Origin of the sequence: Mycobacterium simiae, from assembly GCF_008370645.1 — a bacterium.
GTDB lineage: Bacteria > Actinomycetota > Actinomycetes > Mycobacteriales > Mycobacteriaceae > Mycobacterium > Mycobacterium simiae_A.
Map to the genome: position 1 here is coordinate 1 of NZ_VTZN01000141.1, position 14,291 is coordinate 14,291.

Consider the following 14,291-nt stretch of genomic DNA (forward strand, 5'->3'; position numbering starts at 1 on the left):
GCCGCGGCGGACGTGCCAGACTGTCTGTCGTGGGCGCAATCACGCTGGACGGCAAGGCCACCCGGGACGAGATCTTCGTCGAGCTGAAGGAACGGGTGGCAACACTAACCGCGTCGGCCCGCACCCCAGGGCTGGGCACCATCCTGGTCGGTGCGGACCCCGGATCGCAGGCCTACGTGCGCGGCAAGCACGCCGACTGCGCCAAGGTGGGCATCACGTCGATTCGTCGCGACCTGCCCGCAGACATCACCACCGACACCCTGAACGCGACGATCGACGAGCTGAACGCCAACCCAGAGTGCACCGGTTACATCGTGCAGTTGCCGCTGCCGAAGCATCTGGACGAGAACGCGGCACTCGAGCGCATCGACCCGGCCAAGGACGCAGATGGGCTGCATCCGACCAACCTGGGTCGGCTGGTCCTCAATACTCCGGCGTCGCTGCCCTGCACACCTCGGGGCATCGTCCACCTGCTGCGGCGCTACGACGTCGAGATCAGCGGGGCGCACGTGGTCGTCATCGGCCGCGGAGTGACAGTGGGGCGCCCGCTGGGCTTGTTGCTCACCCGTCGTTCGGAGAACGCCACGGTGACGTTGTGCCACACCGGCACTCGCGACCTGCCCGCGCTGACCCGGCAGGCCGACATCATCGTTGCTGCCGTCGGCGTGCCGCACATGTTAACCGCCGACATGGTGCGTCCCGGCGCCGCAGTGATCGACGTCGGCGTCAGCCGCGCCGAGCATGGCCTGGTGGGAGATGTGCACCCCGATGTGTGGGAGATCGCTGGGCATGTGTCACCGAATCCGGGCGGTGTCGGGCCGCTGACCAGGGCGTTCCTCCTGACCAACGTCGTCGAGCTGGCCGCGCGGCGATGACGGCCCGGGCTTTTCTCGCGCGTGCGTTTCGCGCCCAATGGCCGATCCTGCTGGTCTGGCTGGTCTTCATCATGGCCGTCGTACTGGTAGGCGCCAGTTTCTGGCGCCGCGGTGCGCTGTTAATCGGCATCGGTGTGGGTGTGGCGGCCGCGCTGCGGTTGGTGTTGTCCGACGACCGGTCCGGTCTGCTGGTGGTGCGCAGCAAGGGAACCGACTTTGTGACCATGGCTATTGTCGGGGCCGCGATGATCTACATCGCGTCGACGATCGACCCCTTAGGCACCCGCTGAGCCGCTAGAACGCCGGCATGCCCGGGATCTGTTGCAGAGCCGACAGGTTGCCATTTGCGACATCGGCCATCACCTGAGGGCAGTACATCGAAATTGCGATGCTGGTGAAGGTTTCGGCCATCTGTTGAGACATGCCGCTGGTGCCGCCGACGACGGTGGCCGCCGCGGTGTTGAACGACCCACCCGGCTGGGCCAGGACCGGGCAGACCGACTGGCCCAGTGTCACGGCGTTCCCCGCGTCGCCGTAGTTGACTCCGGCCTGGTTGAGCGCGTTGATGAACGCGTCATCAAGGGCGCCGGCCTCTGCCGGTGCCGCCAATGCCGCGGCCGCCGTGAGCAGGCCCGCGGACGCCGCCAGCAGACGAATCGTCAGTGGCTGATGATGCCAAGCCTTCATGTCTGCTCCCTATCCGTTTCTGAACGCACCAGGATCTGCCAAGAGCGCTCCAGCGACCTTACGAACCTTTCTGCATCGTTGTCACATCGGGAACACGACGGTGTAAAGGTTTACTACCGGGTCCGGGCGCACCCACCTGATCGCCGTGTCGCTGTTTAACAATGCGGCCCATGATTTCTCGCCAGGCGTTTCTACGCGGTGCCGTGGGAGCGTTGGCGACCTCAGCCGTGTTCGGGCCGGTGCGTGCCGGCGCCGATCCGGGGGGCGGCTGGACTGGGCTGGCCTCGTCCATCGGTGGCCGGGTGCTGCTGCCGGACAGCGGCGGCGCCTTTAGCTCCGGCAAGCAGGTGTTCAACTCCCGCTACAACACCTCCAATCCCGCGGCAGTGGTGACCGTCACGTCGCAGGCCGACGTCGAGAAGGCCGTCGCGTTCGCGGCCGCCAATCAGCTCAAGATCGCTCCGCGCGGTGGCGGGCATTCCTACACCGGTGCGTCGGCGGCAACCGGGGCCATGGTGATCGACCTGCGCGGTTTGACGGGCGGGGTCCAGTACGACAGCGCTACGGGAAACGTCACGATGCCGGCCGGGACCGATCTGTATGCGGTACACCAGGCGCTGGCCAGCGTGGGCCGCGCGATTCCCACCGGCAGCTGCCCGACCGTCGGTGTGGGGGGTTTGACCCTCGGCGGTGGAATGGGGGCCGATTCCCGCCACGCCGGCCTGACGTGTGACGCGCTGATATCGGCGACGGTCGTGTTGCCCAGTGGCGAAACGGTCACCGCATCCGCCGAGCAGAATCCGGACTTGTTCTGGGCGCTGCGCGGCGGCGGGGGTGGCAACTTCGGGGTGACAACGGCGATGACCTTCGCGACGTTTGCCACCGCCGACTCCGACGTGGTACGCGTCGACTTCTCGCCATCGTCGGCGGCTCAGGTGCTTACCGGGTGGCAGACGTGGCTGGCCGCCGCCGACCGCAACACCTGGGGCCTGGTCGACATGTCGGTCGGCGGGAATCAGGCCAACTGCCACGTGCTAGCGACGTGCCCGGCAGGATCGGGCCCCCGGGTGGCTGACGCGATCAAATCCGCAGTTGGTGTGCAGCCCAACGGAGTCGAACACAAGACGCTGAGTCACATGGACCTGGTGAGGTATCTGGCCGGCGGCAGCTCGACGAGTGAACCCCGCAGCTTCGTGGCCGGAGCCGACGTTATCGCAGCAGTAAATTCTGCTGCTGCACAAGCTATTGTCGCCGGAATCGGAAAGTGGGCTCCGGCCTCCGGGCGGGCGTCGGTGATCGTCGACACCCTCAGTGGCGCGGTGGGTGACGTCGATCCGGCCGGTTCGGCCTTCCCGTGGCGTCGCCAGTCTGCCGTTGCGCAGTGGTATGTGGAAACTCCGGCTAGCGGACAGGCGTCTACCGCCAGCACCTGGGTGGCCACCGCACACCAAGCGGTGCAACAGTTTTCCGTGGGTGGTTACGTCAACTACCTGGAACCCAATACCGCTGCGTCACGCTACTTCGGCTCAAACTTGACGCGGCTGACTGCGGTTCGGCAGCGCTACGACCCCGACCGGTTGATGTTCTCCGGGTTGAGCTTCTGATCTGTTGTCTGGGCGTCGGCTGCGACTGCCTTGCCGTACCGCCAGCCGCGCCGGGTCGCCTACTGGAGCCCACGGCACACGCTGACGCCGTACCCATAGCGTCGGTGAGATACTCGACAGCGTGCCGCGAGATCTGGCCGCCGCGGCGACAACCTGGTGGTGCGAACCGGTCGAGGTCGAGCGCGACGCCGGCGAGCCGCGCACGGAGGCATCTGGCTGGTGAAGATTGTAACGAGCACCGAGGCCAAGGTGCGGCTGAATGCACTGCTCGCCGAAGTCGAAAGAACCGGTGCATCAGTAACAATCACCAACCATGGCCGGCCTGTTGCCGTGTTGTCACCCGCACAATCCCAACCGCGCACCTTCGGGCAGCTCCCCAACATGGCGGTACCAGAGGATTTCGACGATCCACTGCCCGACTCCGAGCTCGCGGGCTGGGAGCAGACGCCGTGACCGCAATCCTGCTCGACACTCACATCTTGCTATGGCTGGTCTCAGCGTCTGACCGCATCCCATCGTCGGTTCGCGAACAACTGGCCGACCACAATAACGACCTTCTCGTATCGGCAGCCTCAGCCTGGGAAATCGCCATCAAAACCCGGATCGGCCGGCTTGATGGCGGCCCGCTGCTTTCCACCTGGGCCGAAACCCTTGCAAGCATGCACGCCCACCATCTGGCCATCGACTCCAGCGACGCAGCAATGGCCGGCCAACTCAACTGGGACCACAAAGACGCATTCGACCGCATGGTCGTCACCCAGGCGGCGCGCCGAAACCTCACCATCGCCACCAGCGACAAGCACGTAATCGACCATGCGCTAACACCTGTAATCGACACTCGCCCAGCTAGGTCCAAACAACGAACGAAAAGGTCGCAATAACTCAGCTGCTCAATGGCTCCGCTGCGGTACACCGTGGCGGCACCAAGAATGGCGAGAGGTGCAGCGTGGCGTCGTAGACTCGACTGAGCGACGACGCGGTGCCGTAGTGCCGGTCACATTGACAAGGTTGCCCGAACGCACACCGTAACGTACGGCAGCGCTAGGCCATTCGCGTTCGCCAGCGCGGGGTGCGTAGCCAGCAACTGGCGTACCTGTTCCAGCGTCTTGGTGCGCACCTTCGCCGGTGAGGTGATGCAGTAGGTGCGAGATGCGACCAAGTCGATCAGTGCCTGCGGTGTAAGGTAATTCGTCCACTCGACTTGATAACGTTCCGCGTCGGTGAATGGCTCGGGCAGGGTCGCTTTGTCCCGCGCCGGGTCGCCATCACGTCCAATAATATCGCCGAGTTCGCGCACCCAGCCGAGTCGTTCGTCGCGGGTGTTCCATACCAAACCCAGCCGTCCACCCGGCCTCAGTACGCGCGCAACTTCGAGAATTGCTCGCGCGGGGTCAAACCAATGCCAGGCCTGAGCGACCAGCACGGCGTCAACGCTGTTGTCTGCTAACGGAATCTCTTCGGCGGTACCCAGCAACGCCGGCGTCTCCGGCAGCGAGGTACGCAGCACTTCGAGCATTTCCGGAATCGGGTCGACAGCTACGACATCGAGCCCACGTTCCACCAGCCGAGTGGTCAGCTTGCCCGTACCGGCACCCAGATCGAGCACGGTGCGCGCACCGGCCGGCAGCAGCCAGTCGATCGCCTCGGGGGGGTAAGAGGGGCGCCCCCGCTCGTAAGCAGCAGCCGCCGAACCGAACGACAGCGACGGGTCCTGGCTGGACCGGGTCACCATGAACGCGCGCCTTGATAGTCAGCCAATTGCAATGTTTGACGGATCAATTCGCCCACGGCCTCCAATTCGATCAAGAACCCGTCGTGTCCGTAGATCGAGTCGACAACCTGCAGCCCGGCGCAGCCGGGCAACAGCTCGGCCAGCTCCTGTTGCAACCGCAACGGGTAGAGCCGATCGGAAGAGATACCACCGACCACAACCGGCACCGGGCAGCCGCGCAGCGCCGCGGCAACTCCACCACGCGCACGACCGACGTCATGGCTATTGAGCGTCTCGGTCAAGGCCACATAACTACCGGCGTCGAATCGGGACAACAGTTTGTCGCCCTGATGTTCCAGGTAGCTTTGCACCGCGTAGCGGCCTCCGTTGGCGGGATCCTCGTCGTGCTGATTGTCGTTGGCGAACCGGTCGTCGAGCTCGGTTTCACCGCGGTAGGTCAGATGCGCAAAGCGGCGAGCGATCTTCAGGCCGGCCTCCGGCTTGCGGTCCGTGTCATGGTAGTCCCCGCCCTGCCAATCCGGGTCGGCCTTGATGGCCTCGATCTGGGTTGTCTGCGTGCCGATTTGGTCTGCGGTAGCGCGCGCACCCACAGCCAGCAGCAAACCCGAGCGCACCGTGTCCGGGTGGCCGACAATCCATTCCAAAGCCCGGGCACCGCCCATGGAGCCGCCAACCACCGCGGCGACCTGGGTGATGCCCAACGCGGCCAGCACGGCGATATCGGCCTGCACTTGGTCGCGCACCGTAATCGTCGGAAACCGTGACCCCCAAGGCTTGCCGTCACGCGCCAAGGAACTGGGCCCAGTCGAGCCACGGCAACCGCCCAACACATTGGTCGCCACCGCGCACCAGCGATCGGTGTCGATGGGTGCACCTGGCCCGGCCACCCCATTCCACCAGCCCGGCGTCGGGTGTCCCGGCCCCGCGGGACCGGTGATATGGGAATCACCGGTGAGCGCGTGTAGCACCACCACCACGTTGTCGCGGGTGGGGGACAAGTGGCCCCACCGCTGGACCGCGATACAAACATCGTCGATCACCGCGCCACTTTCCAGGCGCAGCGATCCGATGTCGACCAGGCCGATCTCACCTTCGGCGGGCAGCGTTTGGGTGGGCACGTCGGAGATGGTCACGTCAGCGCTCCTCAGAAGGCCGCCACGGCCTGCGAGTCACCGCTGAACTTGCGTGCCGCGGCAAAGCCAAGCTCCAGGTCGGCGAGGATATCGTCGATACCTTCGATCCCGACGGCTAACCGCACCAGCCCCGGGCTGACACCAGTGGCGAGCTGTTCCGCCGGGCTCAGCTGGGCGTGAGTAGTGGATGCCGGGTGAATCACCAGCGAGCGCACGTCACCGATATTGGCCACATGGCTATGCAGATGCAGCGCGTTGACAAACGCTTTGCCTGCCTCGATGCCACCGGCCAGCTCGAAGGACAGGACAGCGCCGGTGCCCTTGGGCGCCAGCTTCTTTGCCCGCTCATGCCACGGCGAGCGGGGCAGCCCGGCGTAGTTGACCGACAGCACGTCGTCGCGGGCGTCGAGGAACTCCGCGACACGCTGGGCGTTGGCGACATGCCGTTCGATCCGCAGACTCAGCGTTTCCAGCCCCTGAGCGACCAGGAACGCGTTGAACGGCGAAGCCGCCGAACCGAGATCACGTAGCAGCTGCACGCGGGCCTTGAGCGCAAACGCCGGCGGCCCCAATTCGGCAAACACCACGCCGTGGTAGCTGGGGTCGGGCGTGGTGAACCCGGGGAAGCGGCCCTGGGTCCAGTCGAAGGTGCCGCCATCGACGATCACGCCCGCGATCGCGGCGCCGTGGCCGCCCAAATACTTGGTGGCCGAGTGCACCACGATGTCGGCACCCTGGGTGAACGGCTGGATCAAGTAGGGCGTGGCGACGGTGTTGTCGACGATCAGCGGTATTCCGTTGCGGTGGGCGACCTCGGCCACCCCCGGGGTGTCCAGGATGTCGATCTGCGGGTTGGAGATGGTCTCGCCGAAAAACGCCTTGGTGTTGGGGCGGACCGCGGCCTGCCACGAGTCGAGGTCATCAGGGTCGTTGACGAAGCTGACCTCGATGCCCAGCTTGGCCAGCGAATAGTGGAACAGGTTATAGGTTCCGCCGTAGAGGCGGGGACTGGACACGATGTGATCGCCCGCACCGGCCAGGTTGAGGATGGCAAAGGTTTCGGCAGCCTGACCCGAGGACAGGAACAACGCGGCCACCCCACCCTCGAGCGCGGCGATGCGCTGCTCGACCACATCGGTGGTGGGGTTGCCGATCCGGGTGTAGATGTTGCCCGGCACCTCCAGGCCGAACAACGCGGCAGCGTGCGCGGTGTCATCGAAGGTGTACGACGTGGTCTGGTAAATCGGCAGAGCCCGCGCGTTCGTTGCCGAGTCGGGTCGCTGACCGGCGTGAATCTGCTTGGTCTCAAACGACCAATGCGCGGTCGGATCGGCTTCGGTGCTGGTGTTATCTGCGCTCATGAGGCAACTCCCTGTCAGCTCAGGGGCCCGTCACGGCGGACCCGCGCTTGCCTTGCAGCCGGCTGCGGCTACTCAACCTGGTCATCACCCGGGGCACCCCACCGCGGTTGGAGGGTTGCCGGCCAGCAAGCCGGGGCTTGATGCTGGCGCTCATGACCGATTCGAAGCCTATCGTATGTCGGCCACCGGATGCCAACTGCGACCCCGTAGGCAGGCAAACGCTGCTAGTAACCTGGCCTGATGAGCGACCGAGCGGCCAAGATCAAGGTCAAAGGCACGCTGGTAGAGCTCGACGGCGACGAGATGACCCGCGTCATCTGGCAGCTCATCAAAGACAAGCTGCTTCTCCCCCACCTCGACGTCAACCTGGACTATTACGACCTGGGCATCGAGCACCGGGACCGCACCGACGACCAGGTGACCATCGAGGCGGCCTACGCTATCAAGAAGCACGGCGTGGGCGTCAAGTGCGCCACCATCACCCCCGACGAAGCCCGGGTCCGCGAATTCAACCTCAAGAAAATGTGGCTGTCACCCAACGGGACCATCCGAAACATTCTGGGCGGCACCATTTTCCGCGAGCCGATCGTGATCTCGAATGTGCCGCGGCTGGTCCCGGGCTGGACCAAGCCAATTGTCATCGGCCGTCACGCTTTTGGTGACCAGTACCGAGCCACAAACTTCAAGGTCGACCGGCCCGGCACCGTGAGCTTGACCTTCGCTCCTGCTGACGGTGGCGAGCCGATCGTGCACGAGCTGGTGTCCATCCCCGAGGACGGCGGCGTCGTAATGGGGATGTACAACTTCAAGAGATCCATCCAGGATTTCGCGCGGGCGTCGTTTTCCTACGGCCTGAACGCCAAATGGCCGGTCTATCTGTCGACCAAGAACACCATCCTCAAGGCCTACGACGGCATGTTCAAAGACGAGTTCCAGCGAATCTATGAAGAGGAGTTCAAGGACCGGTTCGAGGCCGAGGGGCTGACCTACGAACATCGGCTGATCGACGACATGGTCGCCGCGTGCCTCAAATGGGAGGGCGGCTATGTCTGGGCGTGCAAGAACTACGACGGCGACGTCCAGTCCGACACCGTGGCGCAGGGCTATGGTTCGTTGGGGCTGATGACGTCGGTGCTGATGACCGCTGACGGCAAGACGGTCGAGGCCGAAGCCGCACATGGCACTGTCACCCGCCACTATCGGCAGTACCAGGCGGGCAAACCGACCTCGACCAACCCGATCGCCTCGATTTTCGCCTGGACTCGTGGGCTGGCGCACCGGGGCAAACTGGACAACACGCCGCGGGTCATCCAATTCGCTCAGATCCTGGAAGACGTCGTCATCAAGACAGTGGAGAGCGGCAAGATGACCAAGGACCTCGCCGTCCTGATCGGTCCGGAGCAGGCATGGCTAAACAGCGAGGAGTTCCTGGACGCGATCGCCGAGAATCTAGAGAAAAGGCTGGCTAGCGAGCGGGCATCCACTTGAGTGTGCGTCTAGGGCTTTCCGTGGGCGCACACGGCGGCCATCAGGCCCTCAGAGTCACCCTCAGCGCACACTCAACGCCGCCCCACCGGGTCTAGCTGGCCGGGGGTTCGACGGCCCGGATATGCGGGCAGCAGTCTTCGATGAAGTCGGCGATCACCTCGGCGATGCGGGCCGGCGCCTCGTACATCGGGACGTGCCCCACGTTGTCGAGCACCGTGACTCGGTGGTCGTCGGGGAGGTGGTTGGTGAAGTGCCGGGTGTACCGGGGGGAGGGGATGATGCGGTCTTTCCCGCAGATCACCAGATGCGCGGGCACGGCGTTCTCCGCCAGCTCCCGCAGGCCGTGCAGCAGCAGCGCCTTGACGAGCAGCTGCAGGTAGGCGGGGCAGTGCGCGACGTCATTGATGATGCCGCACAGTTCGGCGTCGCTGACCCCATCCGGTGATGCGCTGACGGCGTAGGTGGCCAATCGGCGGCTAAACGGCAGCCGCAGCACCCGCGGACCAAACAACCACGCGAATGCCAGCAGCGGGACGCCCAGGATGAACTTGAAGATCACCTCGAACTTGGCCGGGCTCCACCGGTGCCAACCGCCGGCCGGGGCGATGCCGGTGACGCTGCGCGCCCGCCCGCGCCGCTCCAGCTCGAATGCGACCCAGCCGCCCAGCGAGTTGCCCACAATGTGGGCGGTGTCCCAGCCCAATTCGTCCATCTGGCGCTCGACATGATCGGCCAGCACCGCCGAAGACAAAAACCAGGTACCGGCACGCGGGCCGCCGTTGTGGCCGGCCATTGTCGGGGCGAACACCTCGTATTGGCCGGTGTCGGCCAATTGGCGGGCGACTTTCTCCCAGACTGCCTGAGACAGCAAGAAGGGATGCAGCAGCAGGACCGGCTCGCCAGCACCGAGGTGGATCGGCGCGCGAGCGGAGTTTCCGCGCAAGGAACCGAGCAGATGTCGCATATTTCGACACTACAAGGTGATACCGCCGGTACTGCAAGCGTCTGGACAGCGCCTCGGAGCCCGCGTGGAGCCCGCGTGACAAGATCAGGGGCATCATGAGCACCCCGATCGGATCCCGCCGGATTTTCTCCGGTGTGCAGCCAACGTCTGACTCCCTGCATCTCGGGAACGCATTGGGCGCCGTCGCCCAGTGGGTCGCATTGCAAGACGAGCATGACGCATTTTTCTGCGTGGTCGACTTACACGCGATCACCCTGCCGCAGGATCCCGAGGCACTGCGGCGCCGCACCCTGATCACCGCCGCGCAATACCTGGCGCTGGGGATCGATCCGGCTCGTGCCACCATCTTCGTGCAAAGTCACGTACCGGCCCACAGCCAGTTGGCGTGGGTGCTGGGCTGTTTCACCGGCTTCGGTCAGGCGTCGCGAATGACTCAGTTCAAGGACAAGTCGACGCGTCAAGGTGCGGAGGCCACCACGGTGGGGCTGTTCACCTACCCGGTCTTGCAGGCCGCCGACGTGCTGGCCTACGACAGCGATCTGGTGCCGGTGGGGGAAGACCAGCGCCAGCACTTGGAGCTGGCCCGCGACATCGCCCAGCGGTTCAACAGCCGATTCCCGGACACCTTCGTGGTGCCCGACGTGCTCATCCCGAAGATCACCGCCAAGATCTACGACCTGCAGGACCCGACGTCGAAGATGAGCAAGTCGGCCAGCAGCGACGCCGGGCTGATCAGTCTGCTCGACGATCCGGCGTTGTCGGCCAAGAAGATTCGCTCGGCCGTGACCGACAGTGAACGCGAGATTCGCTACGATCCGGCGGCTAAACCCGGTGTGTCCAACCTGTTGAGTATCCAGTCGGCGGTGACCGGGGTCAGCATCGCCACCCTCGTCGACGGCTATGCCGGACGAGGATACGGCGATCTGAAGAAGGACACTGCCGCGGCGGTGGTCGACTACATCGACCCGATCAAGGCGCGAGTCGACGAACTGACCGCCGACTTGGCTGAACTTGAGGCCGTGCTGGGCGTCGGGGCCGAGCGTGCCCACGATGTCGCTAGCAAAACCGTGCGGCGGGTCTACGATCGGTTAGGGTTTCTTCCGCGGCGGGGGTAGGTGTTTGACCACGACTGAGCCGGCCCAACCGGGAGTCTTCGACCGGTTGCGGGCCCGCTATGGATGGTTCGACCATGCGCTGCGCGCCCACACGCGTTTCAGCCAGCGCCGGGGCGGCTTCTTCGCCGCGGGTTTGACGTACTACACGATTTTCGCGTTATTTCCCTTGCTGATGGTTGGTTTCGCCGTGGTCGGGTTTACGTTGTCCCGCCGACCACACTTGATGAGCATGATCGACAACCGGATCCGGGCCTCGGTGTCGAGTGCGTTGGGCCAGCAGCTGGTCGACTTGATGAACTCCGCGATCGACGCGCGTGCGTCCGTCGGCATTATCGGCCTGGCCACCGCCTCCTGGGCGGGTCTGGGGTGGATGTCACGTTTGCGGGAGGCGTTGAGCGAAATGTGGGCCCATCCCGTCGAGCCCGATGGCTATCTGCGGACCAAACTCTCAGACTTGGTCGCGATGGTCGGCACCTTCGTGGTGACTATGGCCACCATCGCGCTCACCGCGTTAGGTCACACCCGACCGATGGCTGCGGTGCTGAGATGGCTTGGAATACCGGAATTTTCGGTGTTTGATGTGCTCTTCCGGGTGATTTCGGTGTTGGTCTCGCTGCTGGTGTCGTGGCTGTTGTTCACCTGGATGATCGCGCGACTGCCACGGCAGCCGGGCAGCTTGGTCACCTCGATGCGGGCAGGTTTGATGGCAGCCGTCGGGTTTGAGCTGTTCAAGCAGGGGGCGTCGATCTATCTGCGGATAGTCCTGCGCAGCCCGGCAGGCGCGACGTTCGGCCCGGTGCTGGGGTTGATGGTATTCGCCTATGTCACCGCCTTGCTGGTACTGTTCGCCACCGCGTGGGCGGCCACCGCGGACCCGCGTTCTCGGCATGTTGAACCGCCCGGGCCGGCGGTCATCAGCCCGCGCATCCAGGTAGCCGAGGGTCTGTCGGCCCGGCAGACGGCGGCGGCGGTTGCCGCCGGAGCCGTGGGGGCACTTGCTTTGTCGAGATTGTTTCGGCGGCGCCGGGAGTGACCGTTACGGCGGCGCGGCGTTGGTGGCCTCGCCGGGCGGATGCCACATGGCCAACGAGCGTCGCTGAGCTAATCGCCCCATTTGGCCGCTTCAGCCTGGTCGCGCGCCAACATGGCCATAGTGTTGGCTTCGTGAGTGCCAGCCATTGACTGATAGGCCTGCACCAGATCTTCTTGGGCCTGGTTCCACTGCACCTGCCAAGCCTGATAAGTCGTGCCGGTGTCGCCCTGCCAGGCATGTGAGAGCGCGGCTTGAACAGTTCCTTTCCGGCCCTCTTCAGCATCAGTCGTCGGCGGCTTCAGAAGGAGCGTGAGCGCCCTGAAACGCCGCGGCGGACTCCCCTTGGTGAAACGCTTGCGCCGACATAGCCGACTGCTCGGCCTGATTGATCGTGTGCCGCATCAACCCGCCTTTGCGGCGAACGCCGACTGCGACGCCACCAACTGCGGAATGTGGGCGTCCAGCAAACTCATTGCGATCCCTTTCGATAAGGTTTTCGGTTTCTCGTTTTCAGCTCAATTACTGAGGGCCATAAGCGTGTTCGACTCCCAGGTAGCCGGCAGCATCGGCACCTGCGCAGCACCTGCGAGCTCCTGACCACCCAACACCGTCATCCCGGAAGGCTGCGCAACCAACGCATTGCCGGCAGTCCCGGCAAAGCCGAACGGCCCAGCACCATGATCGGAAGGCAGTACCGACCCCGACCACGCCACAGAACTCGGCTTGACGGCTACAACTGGCCGCGCATCCGGCGCCCAACTCGACTGCGGTGCCACTTCAGGGTATGCGGCAACATCGGCCAGCTCTGCCGTTGCCGAGCCGACATCGATAGGCTCCGCGGCCTCAGTCGGCAGCTCGGCGAGGTACTGGCTGATACCGATCGGCAACGCAATGGGCAATGACGTCGCCAATGAGGTTGGCACCGCAAGCAGGGAGCCGGCCAGTACGAACGGCGCTGAGATCACCAGTAGCGGAGGGCCTACGATGAGGCCCAGGATTGCGATCACGATCGCGTAGGCGAGGATCACAAATGGTGCGACGATCGCGATGACGATCGCGTACGCGACGATCGCAAAGAGCACCTCAAGCAGTACCAGAAGGATCTGAATCAATATCTCGATAATGATCGGGAGTGCACCCACCGTGGCGGCGACGGCAGGTAGCAAGCTGGCTGCGCTAACCCCGGCTTTGAGCAGCTCCGGCGCAGGTGCGGTCTGTGGCGCCGACGCCAGTGCCGTACCCGCAACGGCCTCATAATCGCTCATCGTCGCCGCCGCCTGGATCCACATCCGGGCATAGTCGGCCTCATTGAGTGCGATCGGGATCGTGTTGATCCCAAAGAAATTCGTCGCGACCAAGACCCCGTGCGTGATGTGGTTGGCGGCTAATTCCGCCAACGTCGGCATCGTCGCCAGCGCGCTGACATACGCCGCCGCCGCGGTCTCGTGCTGGGCGGCCAATACCGCGCTATCGGCGCCGGCCTGGGTCAACCAAGCCGCGTACGGCGCGTGTGCGGCCACGTAGCTTTCGGCACTAGACCCCTGCCACGCTCCGGCCTGCACTGCGGCCAGCTCCATAGTGAGTTCTGCTGCGACTGAAGTGTATTCGGCGCTCAGCGATGTCCATGTCGCAGCGGCCGCCAGCAGCGAACCTGGTCCCGGGCCGGCGCTCAGCAACGCTGAATGGACTTCCGGCGGCACGGCAAGCCAGATGGGCGTCGTCATCCCAAGCCGCCCGAGACCACATACGTCGATGCGGCCGCGGCATCACCGGCGGCATAACTGACAGCGGATTCGCCCACACCGGCTCCGGAACGGCCTAGTTCTTCAAGGCCCTCAGCCGCGACCGCAGCATAGGTGTTGCCCACGGCGCTAAACCCGACCGCGCTCTGCAGCGACACCGGATCAGCCGCTGGTGGCACTACCGCAGAGATGATCGGTGCTGCGGCCGCATGTGCGGCAGTCAACCGGGCGGTCAGCGCTTCCACCGCTGCACTGGCCGCCGCCAAACCTTCAGGAACCACCCGCAGCGTCACGGCCGACACTCCTTCTCAACTCGTCGCGGCGACCTGCGCGGCCCGGTTCCGGACGACCACTGCGATGGGGCCGATTGCGCATGCGCCGGAAGTAGCAATCGCACGGAACATACAGCGTTTACAACGATTCCATCACGGTACGGTTAATCGGGGTAAAGGCTGCGGCTCCGTAGTGTAGGACACTTGTCTGACGTCTGCCACTTGCCGTTGGAAATCACGTGGCGTCCGCCGCCGTCGGGCACTTGCCTGGCCGAGCCGGCGGAA

General features: G+C 64.8%; 14 protein-coding genes, 3 pseudogenes and 1 riboswitch. Of the genes and pseudogenes, 8 read left to right on the forward strand and 9 right to left on the reverse strand.

Features of this window, described 5'->3' with window-relative positions:
- The first annotated feature begins 29 nt into the window (after positions 1 to 29).
- Positions 30 to 875 (forward strand): bifunctional methylenetetrahydrofolate dehydrogenase/methenyltetrahydrofolate cyclohydrolase, encoded by an 846-nt coding sequence (locus tag F0Q45_RS19375; RefSeq protein WP_149655481.1) that lies wholly within the window; start codon positions 30 to 32, stop codon positions 873 to 875.
- On the forward strand, positions 872 to 1,165 hold the full coding sequence (locus tag F0Q45_RS19380; RefSeq protein ID WP_149655482.1) for a DUF3017 domain-containing protein: 294 nt from the start codon (positions 872 to 874) through the stop codon (positions 1,163 to 1,165). Before F0Q45_RS19375 ends, F0Q45_RS19380 begins: the two co-directional genes overlap by 4 nt.
- Before the next feature lie 4 nt (positions 1,166 to 1,169).
- Here F0Q45_RS19380 and F0Q45_RS19385 read toward each other — a convergent pair whose 3' ends face one another.
- On the reverse strand, positions 1,170 to 1,562 hold the full coding sequence (locus tag F0Q45_RS19385) for a DUF732 domain-containing protein (protein WP_149655483.1): 393 nt from the start codon (positions 1,560 to 1,562) through the stop codon (positions 1,170 to 1,172).
- 161 nt (positions 1,563 to 1,723) lie between these two features.
- On the opposite strand from F0Q45_RS19385, the gene F0Q45_RS19390 reads away from it, so the two are divergent.
- The 3 genes from F0Q45_RS19390 to F0Q45_RS19400 all read left to right on the forward strand — a co-directional run bounded on the left by F0Q45_RS19390 (position 1,724) and on the right by F0Q45_RS19400 (position 4,047).
- Positions 1,724 to 3,166 (forward strand): FAD-dependent oxidoreductase, encoded by a 1,443-nt coding sequence (locus F0Q45_RS19390; protein WP_149655484.1) that lies wholly within the window; start codon positions 1,724 to 1,726, stop codon positions 3,164 to 3,166.
- 219 nt (positions 3,167 to 3,385) lie between these two features.
- On the forward strand, positions 3,386 to 3,619 hold the full coding sequence (locus F0Q45_RS19395) for a type II toxin-antitoxin system Phd/YefM family antitoxin (protein ID WP_149655485.1): 234 nt from the start codon (positions 3,386 to 3,388) through the stop codon (positions 3,617 to 3,619).
- On the forward strand, positions 3,616 to 4,047 hold the full coding sequence (locus tag F0Q45_RS19400) for a type II toxin-antitoxin system VapC family toxin (protein ID WP_149655486.1): 432 nt from the start codon (positions 3,616 to 3,618) through the stop codon (positions 4,045 to 4,047). The genes F0Q45_RS19395 and F0Q45_RS19400 overlap by 4 nt, the downstream gene beginning before the upstream one ends.
- A 113-nt stretch (positions 4,048 to 4,160) precedes the next feature.
- Here the strand turns inward: F0Q45_RS19400 and F0Q45_RS19405 are convergent, their stop codons facing one another.
- Genes F0Q45_RS19405 through F0Q45_RS19415 form a run of 3 tightly spaced genes read right to left on the reverse strand, consistent with a single transcriptional unit; the run spans position 4,161 to position 7,392 of the window.
- Entirely contained in the window at positions 4,161 to 4,895 is a 735-nt protein-coding gene (locus tag F0Q45_RS19405; protein ID WP_149655495.1) for a class I SAM-dependent methyltransferase, read from the reverse strand.
- The gene (gene metX, locus F0Q45_RS19410) at positions 4,892 to 6,031 is read right to left on the reverse strand and encodes a homoserine O-acetyltransferase MetX (protein ID WP_149655487.1); all 1,140 of its coding nucleotides are present in this window, start codon (positions 6,029 to 6,031) and stop codon (positions 4,892 to 4,894) included. Before metX ends, F0Q45_RS19405 begins: the two co-directional genes overlap by 4 nt.
- Before the next feature lie 11 nt (positions 6,032 to 6,042).
- A complete protein-coding gene (locus F0Q45_RS19415; RefSeq protein WP_149655488.1) occupies positions 6,043 to 7,392 on the reverse strand; it encodes a bifunctional o-acetylhomoserine/o-acetylserine sulfhydrylase in 1,350 nt (449 codons plus the stop codon).
- A gap of 38 nt (positions 7,393 to 7,430) precedes the next feature.
- A riboswitch (SAM riboswitch) is annotated at positions 7,431 to 7,550 on the reverse strand.
- An 82-nt stretch (positions 7,551 to 7,632) separates the two neighbouring features.
- Between F0Q45_RS19415 and F0Q45_RS19420 the strand changes: the two genes are divergently transcribed.
- Entirely contained in the window at positions 7,633 to 8,880 is a 1,248-nt protein-coding gene (locus F0Q45_RS19420) for an NADP-dependent isocitrate dehydrogenase (RefSeq protein WP_149655489.1), read from the forward strand.
- A 91-nt stretch (positions 8,881 to 8,971) separates the two neighbouring features.
- Here the strand turns inward: F0Q45_RS19420 and F0Q45_RS19425 are convergent, their stop codons facing one another.
- Complete coding sequence (locus tag F0Q45_RS19425) at positions 8,972 to 9,769, reverse strand: alpha/beta fold hydrolase (protein WP_262491067.1); 798 nt, start codon at positions 9,767 to 9,769, stop codon at positions 8,972 to 8,974.
- Between the two features lie 170 nt (positions 9,770 to 9,939).
- Here F0Q45_RS19425 and trpS point away from each other — a divergent pair, with 170 nt between their 5' ends.
- The gene (gene trpS, locus F0Q45_RS19430; RefSeq protein WP_149655491.1) at positions 9,940 to 10,959 is read left to right on the forward strand and encodes a tryptophan--tRNA ligase; all 1,020 of its coding nucleotides are present in this window, start codon (positions 9,940 to 9,942) and stop codon (positions 10,957 to 10,959) included.
- A 4-nt stretch (positions 10,960 to 10,963) separates the two neighbouring features.
- Positions 10,964 to 11,830, forward strand: a pseudogene (gene yhjD, locus F0Q45_RS19435) (inner membrane protein YhjD); the annotation flags it as partial.
- 230 nt (positions 11,831 to 12,060) lie between these two features.
- Here the strand turns inward: yhjD and F0Q45_RS19440 are convergent.
- The 4 genes and pseudogenes from F0Q45_RS19440 to F0Q45_RS19455 form a co-directional block, all read right to left on the reverse strand.
- Positions 12,061 to 12,246, reverse strand: a pseudogene (locus F0Q45_RS19440) (WXG100 family type VII secretion target); the annotation flags it as partial.
- A gap of 37 nt (positions 12,247 to 12,283) precedes the next feature.
- A pseudogene (gene esxG / locus F0Q45_RS19445) lies at positions 12,284 to 12,465 on the reverse strand (type VII secretion system protein EsxG); the annotation flags it as partial.
- A 42-nt stretch (positions 12,466 to 12,507) separates the two neighbouring features.
- Positions 12,508 to 13,716 carry a PPE family protein gene (locus F0Q45_RS19450; protein ID WP_149655493.1) on the reverse strand — a complete coding sequence of 403 codons (1,209 nt, stop codon included), beginning with the start codon at positions 13,714 to 13,716 and terminating at the stop codon, positions 12,508 to 12,510.
- A complete protein-coding gene (locus F0Q45_RS19455; protein ID WP_149655494.1) occupies positions 13,713 to 14,027 on the reverse strand; it encodes a PE family protein in 315 nt (104 codons plus the stop codon). Before F0Q45_RS19455 ends, F0Q45_RS19450 begins: the two co-directional genes overlap by 4 nt.
- Positions 14,028 to 14,291: the final 264 nt, after the last annotated feature.